Origin of the sequence: Microcystis sp. M079S1 (genome assembly GCF_020246425.1) — a bacterium.
In the GTDB taxonomy this organism is placed as follows: Bacteria; Cyanobacteriota; Cyanobacteriia; order Cyanobacteriales; family Microcystaceae; genus Microcystis; species Microcystis aeruginosa.
Window position 1 is genome coordinate 1 of the sequence record NZ_JADBSZ010000361.1, and the last position, 4,040, is coordinate 4,040.

At 42.2% G+C, this 4,040-nt stretch carries 4 protein-coding genes and 1 riboswitch; all 4 genes read left to right on the forward strand.

The window, feature by feature from the left end; translation table 11 throughout:
• Positions 1-34 precede the first annotated feature (34 nt).
• Positions 35-670 (forward strand): DUF3782 domain-containing protein, encoded by a 636-nt coding sequence (locus IM456_RS23125; RefSeq protein ID WP_287691294.1) that lies wholly within the window; start codon positions 35-37, stop codon positions 668-670.
• A riboswitch (cobalamin riboswitch) is annotated at positions 641-799 on the forward strand. Its footprint overlaps the gene before it by 30 nt.
• 56 nt (positions 800-855) lie before the next feature.
• A complete protein-coding gene (gene cobG / locus IM456_RS23130) occupies positions 856-2,280 on the forward strand; it encodes a precorrin-3B synthase (protein WP_287691296.1) in 1,425 nt (474 codons plus the stop codon).
• 1 nt (position 2,281) lies between these two features.
• The gene (locus tag IM456_RS23135) at positions 2,282-2,908 is read left to right on the forward strand and encodes a precorrin-8X methylmutase (RefSeq protein WP_149985680.1); all 627 of its coding nucleotides are present in this window, start codon (positions 2,282-2,284) and stop codon (positions 2,906-2,908) included.
• The gene (cobI, locus tag IM456_RS23140) at positions 2,905-3,609 is read left to right on the forward strand and encodes a precorrin-2 C(20)-methyltransferase (RefSeq protein ID WP_149985681.1); all 705 of its coding nucleotides are present in this window, start codon (positions 2,905-2,907) and stop codon (positions 3,607-3,609) included. The genes IM456_RS23135 and cobI overlap by 4 nt, the downstream gene beginning before the upstream one ends.
• Positions 3,610-4,040: the final 431 nt, after the last annotated feature.

Sequence of the window (4,040 nt, forward strand, 5' to 3'; positions counted from 1 at the left end):
CAGGTTAGTATCAAGTTAATTCAGAGGAAAAATTATGACCACTACCGCCGATGATGTTTGGAAATTATTAGCCGAATTAGTAGAAGCTCAAAAAGAGACAGAAAGATGCTTTCAAGAAACCGAGCGACGCTTTCAAGAAACGGAGCGGATTCTCAAAGAACAATCTTTAGAAACCGAGCGGATTCTCAAAGAACAATCTTTAAAAACCGATCGCCAAATTACTAGACTCAGTAAAGAAATTGGTAATCTTGGAGGTAAATGGGGACGTTTTGTCGAAAATATGGTAGCTCCAGCTTGTGAGACTTTATTTTTAAATCGTCAGATTCCCGTACATCAAGTTAGTCAAAGAGTCAGAAAACGTCTCGACGGTAAAACCCTAGAAATTGATGTGTTAGTAACTAATGAGAATCATGTGCTAGTAGTGGAAGTCAAAAGTAGTTTAAGTGTAGATGATGTCAAAGAATTAATCAAGAATCTAGCCGAATTTAGGCAATTTTTCCCAGAATATAACCACAAACAATTATATGGGGCAGTAGCAGGCATTGAAATCGAAGAAGGAGCGGAGAAATATGCTTATCGTCAAGGTTTATTTGTCTTGGCACAAAGGGGTGAAAATGTAGCGATTCTTAACGATACTGAGTTTCAACCGAAAACGTGGTATGATATTTAAGCTTGTCTTTGGGAAAGTCCAGTGCAATTCTGGTACTGTGCCGCAGCTGTAATCAAGTAAAAAGTAAAAAGAGTACATCTTCCCTTTTTCCTTGCGAGTCAGAATGCCAATTACAAGTTTTTAATCGGTAGATAGACAAATAATTTTCTAACTACTTCTCTGCGTCGCATGGAGAACAAACAACGGTGAATTGGTTAGTTGAAGCAAATGCTTGTCCCGGTTTGTTTTATGGAACTGCTGCCCAGGATGGGTTTTTAATTCGTCTCCGCACCCCCGGTGGATGGCTCAATTCTCAACAGGGAAAAGCGATCGCCACTTGGCTCGAACAATGGCAGACGACAATACAAGTTACCAATCGGGCAAATCTGCAAATTCGCGGACTGCAAAAATCCCCCAGTTTAGAAGAATTTCAAACCCTGCAAAAATTAGGGTTAGCTGCCCATAATCCCAGTATCGATCATCTGCGTAATATCATGTCCAGTCCCACGGCTGGAATTGACTGCCAAGAGTCGATCGATACTCGTCCATTAGTCCAAGAATTAGATAATTTTATCCAAAATTATCCATCAATTGCCCAACTAAGTCCTAAATTTAGTATCGGGATCGATGGCGGTGGTGCAGTGGGAATTGGCACTGGTTCAACTATGGACTGGCAACACCGCTATAATGAGATTCAGCTATCAGCAATTGCCGTCAATAATCCGACAAATTTAACTTCTCTTGTTTGCTTTCGATTAGCCCTCGGAGGAGATAAACAATTCTATGACACGGACTTATTAATTGAGCCAGAAAACTGTTTAGCTGTGGTCAAAGCTCTAGTAAAGGTTTATGTCGATTATGTTCAACAAACCCCCAATATCAAGGGTAAAAAACCGCGGATGAAACACCTGCTCAAAGATTGGGGATTAGCCAAATATCTCGAACAAGTTAACTGCCAATTACATCGGACTTCTACCGGCATAATACACCGGCAAGAATACCGGCAAGCTGCCCATTCTACTCAACCCTATTTTCATCTGGGAATTCATCCTCAAAAGCAACCCGGATTATCTTATATTGGTCTATCATTAAGATTAGGACAATTGACGGCTAATCAACTATGGGGATTAGCGACACTATCAGAAACTTTTGGCAGTGGTCAGTTACGATTAACCCCTTGGCAGACTGTTATATTACCCGATATTCCCGATGAAAAAGTCTCAGAATTGTTGCCAAAACTGGCATCACTAGGATTATCCGCTTCTCTTGGATGGGATGCGGGGATAGTTGCCTGTAGCGGTAAACCGGGCTGTGCAGCGGCGGCCACTGCAACTCAAATTCATGCTTCTCTCTTGGCAGATTATTTGAAAGAACGCTTAACCTGCAATTCTCCTGTTAATATTCATTTGACGGGTTGTGCTAAATCCTGCGCTCAACCGGGTCCAGCCGAAATTACCCTTTTAGGAACTACCATCGAGGAAAATGGCCAAATACTAGAAGCTTATCAAGTCTATGTGGGTGATAGTCAAAAATTCTTAGAAACACCTATATTTGAGGGAGAATTTACCAAGATTCCCCCCCTCATAGCCCAAATTTTAAGCTCCCAAAACTCGAAAAATTTAGATAAATAGAATGGAATACATTAAGAATGGTGAGGAAATTTACCGCAAATCTTTTGCTATTATTCGGGCTGAAACTAACTGGAAAAATCTCCCCGATGATTTAGCTCCTGTGGCGGTTCGTCTAATTCATTCCTGCGGGATGACAGACATAACAGAAGATTTAGAAGCATCACCGGACGCGGTTAAAATCGGACGAAATGCCCTCGCTGGGGGTGCAGCAATTCTCTGTGATTCTCAAATGGTCGCTAATGGCATTACCAAAGCGCGTTTACCTAAAGATAATCCGATTATTTGTACCCTCAATTATCCAGAAGTGACCGAGTTGGCACGGCAAATTAATAATACCCGCTCCGCTGCCGCTTTAGAACTTTGGCGACCTCATTTAGCTGGAGCAGTGGTAGCCATTGGTAATGCACCAACCGCACTTTTTCGCCTACTAGAATTGCTCGATCAAAATGTAGATAAACCGGCTTTGATTTTAGGCTTTCCCGTGGGATTTGTGGGAGCGGCAGAGTCGAAAATAGAATTAGCAACTAATAGTCGTGGTGTGCCATTTATTACCCTGCACGGACGCAGGGGAGGCAGCGCAATCGCAGCAGCAGCAGTCAATGCCCTAGCAAAAGAGAACGAATTATGAATAAATTAGGCAAACTTTATGGATTAGGAATCGGGCCTGGTGATCCCGAATTGTTGACGCTCAAAGCACACCGAATTCTCACAACTGTTCCGGTAATTGCCTATCCTACCTTAGAAAGTGGCAAAGTTTTGGCACGGGCAATTGTGTCGGATTTTATCCGTCCCGAGCAGATAGAAATTCCCATGCCTTTACCTTTTAGTGTCGAGCGCAGTTCTCAACCTCATTATGATATTGCCGCCGAAAATATCGCCGAACAGTTAAACTTAGGTCGAGATGTGGCGGTGCTATGTGTGGGCGATCCGATGTTGTATGGCACATTTATGTATATCTTTAATCGCTTGTGCGATCGTTTTTCCATTGAAGTCGTGCCGGGTATTTCTTCAGTGATGGCAAGTGCAGCAATGCTGGGTGTACCTATTACTTATCGAAATGACGTATTTAGTATTATTCCCGCTACTTTAGAGGCGGAAATATTGCGGGATCGCCTAGCCTTTATCGATGCAGCGGCGATTATTAAATTAGGCAGACATTTCGCTAAAGTTCGCAATATTCTCGATGAATTAGGATTATTAGAACGCGCCCTCTACATCGAACGAGCAACCTTACCCAATCAGCAAATTATTCCGATTACAGAAGTCGATCCAGAGGCTGCTACTTACTGGTCATTAATTCTGATTCCTAGTAAAACTAAACCCCAATAACTCTATAGACACTAAGTTAAATCTTCTATCCCCTACCTGACAGAACCTATAGGGTTTAGATAATATTATGAAAATGTCTTTTCTTCGTTGCTTTTTTTGTTGCATAGGGGGTTATATACAGCGTTTCTCGGATTGATAAGTAGGTAGGCGTTAAAAATTATCAGATGCCCCCCTTATCAAGGGGGGATTAAGGGGGTATCCCCCCGCCTATCGGCACCCCCCTTATCAAGGGGGGCAGGGGGGATCGAACCTAAAATCTATTTTTAATTTAATTATAACCAGCTACTTAAGGCTTGCTGAATAAATCTAAAAAGCTTGTTGGATAAGGTTTTTAGGCTTTTTTGACCTCAAAAAGTGCCTAGCATTGGAGTGATCGGGGGTAAAATTCCGGGACTTTTTCCCTGAAAATTAGGTAATTGACCACCTGAAAA

Excerpts from the sequence above, each read along its gene's own strand:
- IM456_RS23125 (WP_287691294.1), top strand. The coding sequence starts at position 35 with ATGACCACTACCGCCGATGATGTTTGGAAATTATTAGCCGAATTAGTA.
- IM456_RS23135 (WP_149985680.1), top strand. The coding sequence starts at position 2,282 with ATGGAATACATTAAGAATGGTGAGGAAATTTACCGCAAATCTTTTGCT.
- cobI (WP_149985681.1), top strand. The coding sequence starts at position 2,905 with ATGAATAAATTAGGCAAACTTTATGGATTAGGAATCGGGCCTGGTGAT.